We start from the raw sequence: 6,098 nt of genomic DNA on the forward strand, positions 1-6,098 counted from the left end.
TCGGCCACGAAGAAGAAGTAGTTGATCACGTGCTCGGGCTGGCCGGTGAAGCGCGCGCGCAGCACCGGGTCCTGGGTCGCCACGCCCACCGGACAGGTGTTGAGGTGGCACTTGCGCATCATGATGCAGCCGGCCGCGATCAGGGGCGCGGTGGCGAAGCCGAACTCGTCGGCCCCCAGCAGGGCGCCGATGGCCACGTCGCGTCCGGTGCGCAGGCCGCCGTCGACCTGCACGGCGATCCGGGTGCGCAGCCCGTTGAGCAGCAGGGTCTGCTGGGTCTCGGCCAGGCCGATCTCCCAGGGCGAGCCCGCGTGCGTCAGGGAGGTCAAGGGCGAGGCCCCGGTGCCGCCCTCGAAGCCCGAGATGGTCACGTGGTCGGCGCGCGCCTTGGCGACGCCGGCGGCCACGGTGCCGACGCCCACCTCCGACACCAGCTTCACGGAGATGCGGGCGCCGGTGTTGACGTTCTTCAGGTCGTGGATGAGCTGGGCCAGGTCCTCGATCGAATAGATGTCGTGGTGCGGCGGCGGCGAGATCAGGCCGACGCCCGGCGTGGAGTGCCGGACCCGGGCGATGTTCTTGTCGACCTTGTGCCCGGGCAGCTGGCCGCCCTCCCCGGGCTTGGCGCCCTGGGCCATCTTGATCTGGATGTCGTCGGCGTTGACCAGGTACTCGGTCGTCACGCCGAAGCGCCCCGAGGCCACCTGCTTGATCGCCGAGCGCATGGAATCGCCGTTCGGCAGCGGCTTGAACCGGTCGCTCTCCTCGCCGCCCTCGCCCGTGTTCGAGCGTCCGCCGATCCGGTTCATCGCGATGGCCAGCGTCGTGTGCGCCTCGCGGCTGATCGAGCCGAAGCTCATGGCGCCGGTGGAGAACCGCTTCACGATGTCGGCGGCGGGCTCCACCTCCTCCAGCGGGACCGGAGTATCCGCTGGCCGGAAGCGCATCAGGCCGCGGAGCGTCAGCAGGCGCTCGGACTGCTCGTTGATGGAGGCGGCGAACTGCCGGTACTCGTCCGGCAGGTTGGCGCGCACCGCATGCTGCAGGCGCGACACCGTCTCCGGGCTCCAGGCGTGGGACTCGCCGCGCAGCCGCCAGGCGTACTGGCCGCCGACGTCGAGCATGGTCTTGTAGATCGGATTGTCGCCGAAGGCGTCGCGGTGACGTCGGACGCACTCCTCGGCGATCTCGGCCAGGCCGACGCCCTCGATCGTGGTGGCGGTGCCGGTGAAGTACCGGTCGATGAGCGCCGACGAGAGGCCGACGGCGTCGAAGATCTGGGCGCCGCAGTAGGATTGGTAGGTGGAGATGCCCATCTTGGACATCACCTTCAGGACGCCCTTGCCGACCGCCTTGATGTAGTTCTTCCGCGCCTCGTAGGCCGAGACCGGCAGATCCTGGCGGGCGCGCAGCTCCTCGATGGTCTGGAACGCGAGGTACGGGTTGACCGCCTCCGCGCCGTACCCTGCCAGGACGCAGAAGTGGTGCACCTCCCGCGCCTCGCCGGTCTCGATGACGAGGCCGGTCTGCATGCGCAGGCCCTGGCGGATCAGGTGGTGGTGCACGGCCGCCGTGGCCAGCGCGGCCGGGATCGGGATGCGGTCCGGCGACACGGCCCGATCCGACAGGATCAGGATGTTGACGTCGGCCAGGACGTTGTCGGTGGCCTCTCGACAGATGCGCTCGACCGCCTTCTCGAGGCCCGCCGCACCCTCTTCAGCCGGCCAGGTGGTGTCGATCGTGGCGGTGCGGAAGGCGCCGTCCAGCAGGTCGTGGATCGACCGGATCTTGGCCAGGTCCTCGTCGGTGAGGATCGGCTGGGAGACCTCGAGGCGCTTGTGCGTGCCGGCCTGCCGGCCGAGCAGGTTCGGCCGCGGCCCGATCATCGAGACCAGGCTCATCACCAGCTCTTCCCGGATCGGGTCGATGGGCGGGTTGGTGACCTGGGCGAAGTTCTGCTTGAAGTACTCGTAGAGCAGCTTCGGCCGCCGGGAGAGCACCGCGATCGGCGTGTCCGACCCCATGGAGCCCACGGGATCGTCGCCTGCCCGGGCCATGGGCTCCAGGAAGAACTTCAAATCCTCCTCGGTGTAGCCGAAGGCCTGCTGGCGATCGAGCAGGGTGTCGGGGTCGTTGGCCAGCGGCGCATCGGCCTCGGGCGCCAGCGCCAGCTCCTCCAGCTTGAACTGGGTCTCGGAGAGCCACTCCTCGTAGGGGGCGGCCTCGGCGAGGGTGCGCTTCAGCTCCTCGTCCTCGACGATGCGGCCCTCTTCCATGTCGATGAGGAGCATCTTGCCCGGCTGCAGCCGCCACTTGCGGACGATGCGCTCCTCGGGAACCTCCAGCACCCCCGACTCCGAGGCCATGACCACGTGGTCCTGGTCTGTGATGATGATGCGCGCCGGCCGCAGGCCGTTCCGGTCCAGTGTGGCGCCGATCTGCCGGCCGTCGGTGAACGCGACCGCGGCGGGGCCATCCCAGGGCTCCATCAGGGCGGCGTGGTACTCGTAGAAGGCCCGACGCTTGGGCCCCATCAGCGGATTGCCCGCCCAGGCTTCGGGGACGAGCATCATCATGGCATGCGCCAGCGGATAGCCGCCGGCCACCAGGAGCTCCAGCGCGTTGTCGAGGCAGGCGGTGTCCGACTGCCCGTGGGGGATCAGCGGCCACATCTTGTTGAGGTCGGGCCCAAGCAGGTCGCTTTCCATCGAGCGGCGCCGGGCGTTCATCCAGTTCACGTTGCCGCGGACGGTGTTGATCTCGCCATTGTGGGCGATGAACCGATAGGGGTGCGCCAGGCGCCAGGACGGGAAGGTGTTGGTGGAGAACCGCTGGTGGACCAGCGCCAGCGCCGACTCCGCGCGCTCGTCCAGGAGGTCCCTGTAGAAGGTGCCCACCTGGTGGGCGAGCAGCAGGCCCTTGTAGACCACCGTGCGGGTGGACAGGGACGGCATGTAGAAGTCGACCACGCCCGGGAGGGCGCGCTTGGCGGCCAGTTCGCGCAGCGGGTTCTGGGTCTGCTTGCGGACGGCCAGCAGCTTCCGCTCGTGGGCGGCCTGGTCCTTCACGTTGGGTCCGCGGCCGATGAAGGCCTGCCGGACCACCGGCATGGACGCGAGCACGGCCTCGCCGAGGCCGGTGGTGTCGACGGGGACGTCGCGCCAGCCCAGCAGGGGCTGCTTCTCGACCCGCAGGAAGTGCTCGAACTGCTCGACCACCGCGGCTCGCGCGGCGTCGTCCTGCGGCAGGAAGCACATGGCCACGGCGTATTCGCCGAACGGCGGCAGGGCGACACCCGCGTCGGCCGCCCAGGCGCGATAGAGCGCATCCGGAATCTGGATCAGGATGCCCGCGCCATCGCCCACGAGCGGGTCGGCGCCCACGGCGCCGCGGTGGTCGAGATTGACCAGGATCTGCAGCCCGGCCTCGATCACCTCGTGCGATTTGCGGCCCTTGATGTTGGCCACGAAACCCACGCCGCACGCATCGTGCTCGTTCGCCGGATCGTACAGTCCTTGCCGCTCGGGCAGCCGCATATGCTTCTCTCACGCAAGCACGCCGATACGCGGCCGGTCCTCCACCTCCGAGGGGGCCGTGACATGCATTCGCGGGCATTTACCCGGCAAGATCAGCCCTTGTCGATGGTCTGGAAGCTCGGCGGCTGGAAGATTTTTCCAATCGCCGCCATTCAGGAGCGCGACGGCGCCGCAGTCAGGGCGGCGTGAGCGCCTGCACGCCGCGGCACACCATCCACCCCGTCGGCGTGCGACGGTAGACGAGCGGCGTGTAGGTCCCTGCCTTGGGCGCTTCGATCCGATAGACCGCGCTGAAGCCGCTGGCCTCGGCCGCCTTGGGCGCCTTGAAGTGGGTGGCCACGTCTACGCGGGGCTGGTCCACCCGCAGGGGCGCCGCGTAGTCGCCCTCCGGCCCCTGCAGCCGCACCCAGCCGACCGGCGAGGTGTTGCGGTCGGCGAGTTCGGAGATCCAGCCGCTGACGGACACCTCCACGCCGTTCGGCGCGGGCGCGAGGCTCGCCGCCTCGAGATTGCAGCTGGGCGTCGGGACCGCGGCGGCCAGCAGGGCGGTGGTCGCCGGGGTGATGGGCGCCAGGACCGGAACCTGCGGCGGCGGCGGAGGAGCGGCGGCCTGGGCCGCTGCGGCCGGAGCGGCGACCGGCTGCGTCAGGGGAACCGCCTGGACGATCCGGGTCATGGCTTCTGCGGAGGCCGGCGGGGCTGGGCTGAGTGAGTAGCCGAGGCCGGATTCCAGCACCTCCAGCACCACCGCGTCGGGATTGAACTGGGCGATCAGGTCCTCGCGCCAGGAGCCGTCCTGGGTGTGGGAGAGCACGATGCGGCTGAAGTGGGAGTAGAGGAACGGAACGAGCGCGTTGGAGAAGGAATCCATCGTCATCATCAGCACGGGCTTGCCCGTCTCGCCGGTCTCGATGACGTGCGGCTTCGTCCAGTCGTGCACCGGATCGAGCCAGGTGGTCGTGGACCGCGCCTCCGTCGCCGGATCGCCGAGTTCGAGGTAATCCACGTCCACGAAGCTCGCCACGCCCAGCATCAGGGCCAGGTTGCGCGGCTTGTTCGGATGGCCGGGACGCAGTTCCTGGAAGTTGGAGACCGGGCGGGGGTCCTCGGTGACCACGCCCAGCTGCTTCAGCCTGCGCATCAGCGCGGCGTAGCCCTCCCAGGCGCCGGGCCCCGTCCAGTGGGTGTCGTGGCGGCTGTAGGTCGCCACTCCCCGGCGCGTGGCCGCGACCATGGCCTCATGCAGATAGATGACGTCGCCCGCGCCCGTCGTCCGGGCAAGCTCGGCGAAGCGAACCGCGCGGCGGTCTGGATTGAGCCGGTACCAGCCGGGCGCGTGCTGAGGGTAGACCGCCTCCTGCATTGGCGGGACCAGCACGAGGTAGGGAACGCCACGCGCCCTGAGCGCCTCGGTGCGCCCGGCCAGGCCGGCCAGCCAGGCGCGGGTGTCCGCCGGCGGCGGCGACGGATCCTGCGTGGCGGCCATGTGGTCGCCGCCGTCGAAGAACAGCCAGCCCTCGCGGCCCACCACCACGCGCGGGGAGCCCGAGACGCCGAACACCATCCGCGCGCGGTTGAGCAGGCCGATCAGGTGCGGGCGCACCGGGAACTTGTCGGCCACGTACTTGTCGGCGTCCTTGCGGAAAGCCCGGAAGCCCGCGAGGTCCTCCGGCCAGGCCGGGCGTGAGGCCAGCACCCGGTTCTCGTCGATGTCAGGCGCGCGCACGAACCGGGGGGCGATGAAGGCCGCCGCCATCAGCAGCAGGATGGTCGCGATCAGGATCCGCCAGTGGAGACGCGAGGCCAGCACGGGTCAGAACCGGAAGTAGAGGAAGGGATTGAGCGTCGATCCCACCAGGAAGGCGATCGACAGCGCGAAGCCGACGGCCAGCAGCGGGACCGGCAGGGCGTGGACCGAGCGGGTGTCGAGCCGGGCCGGCAGCACCTCGGAGGGCGCCTCCGCCCGCGCGGGCCGCAGACGCTCCATCGCCCACGGCAGCACCGGGAAGGCCAGGACCGAGCCGGCCAGCAGGGCGGTGATGACCTGGGCGTTCAGCAGGATGGCCAGCGGCAGGTCCGGCCCCGCCAGCCGCGATGGGTCGAACATGGCCGCGAGGTAGGTCAGCGCCTCCGGCAGGCTCTCGGCCCGGAAGAACACCCAGCCGACCATCACCACGAGCAGGGTGTAGGCGTGCCGCAAGACCACCGGCAGGCGCTCCAGCACCCGGCCTAGGCCGAACCGCTCCAGCATCAGGAAGGCGCCGTGATAGAGGCCCCAGACTACGAACTGCCAGGCCGCGCCGTGCCACAGGCCGGTGAGGAAGAAGACGATCATCAGATTCCTGACCGTCTTCAGTTGGCCGTGCCGGTTGCCGCCCAGCGGGATGTAGACGTAGTCGCGGAACCAGGACGACAGGCTGATGTGCCAGCGCCGCCAGAACTCGGTGATCGAGCGCGACACGTACGGGTAGTTGAAATTCTTCGGGAAGGTGAAGCCCAGCATGAAGGCCAGGCCGATCGCCATGTTCGAATAGCCGCAGAAGTCGAAGTAGATCTGCAGGG

General features: G+C 69.8%; 3 protein-coding genes. All 3 read right to left on the reverse strand.

All coding sequences use genetic code 11. The annotated features are described in order from the left end of the window. A partial coding sequence (gene gltB / locus V7Z97_RS18780) for a glutamate synthase large subunit (RefSeq protein ID WP_334164969.1) occupies window positions 1-3,536 on the reverse strand: 3,536 nt, incomplete at its 3' end. 175 nt (window positions 3,537-3,711) lie between these two features. Further along, window positions 3,712-5,346: an alginate O-acetyltransferase AlgX-related protein gene (locus V7Z97_RS18785; RefSeq protein ID WP_334164970.1), complete on the reverse strand. Its 1,635-nt coding sequence runs from the start codon at window positions 5,344-5,346 to the stop codon at window positions 3,712-3,714. 3 nt (window positions 5,347-5,349) lie between these two features. Further along, on the reverse strand, window positions 5,350-6,098 hold a 749-nt coding region (locus tag V7Z97_RS18790; RefSeq protein ID WP_334164971.1), incomplete at its 5' end, for an MBOAT family O-acyltransferase.

Source organism: Phenylobacterium sp. (assembly GCF_036821595.1).
GTDB lineage: Bacteria > Pseudomonadota > Alphaproteobacteria > Caulobacterales > Caulobacteraceae > Phenylobacterium.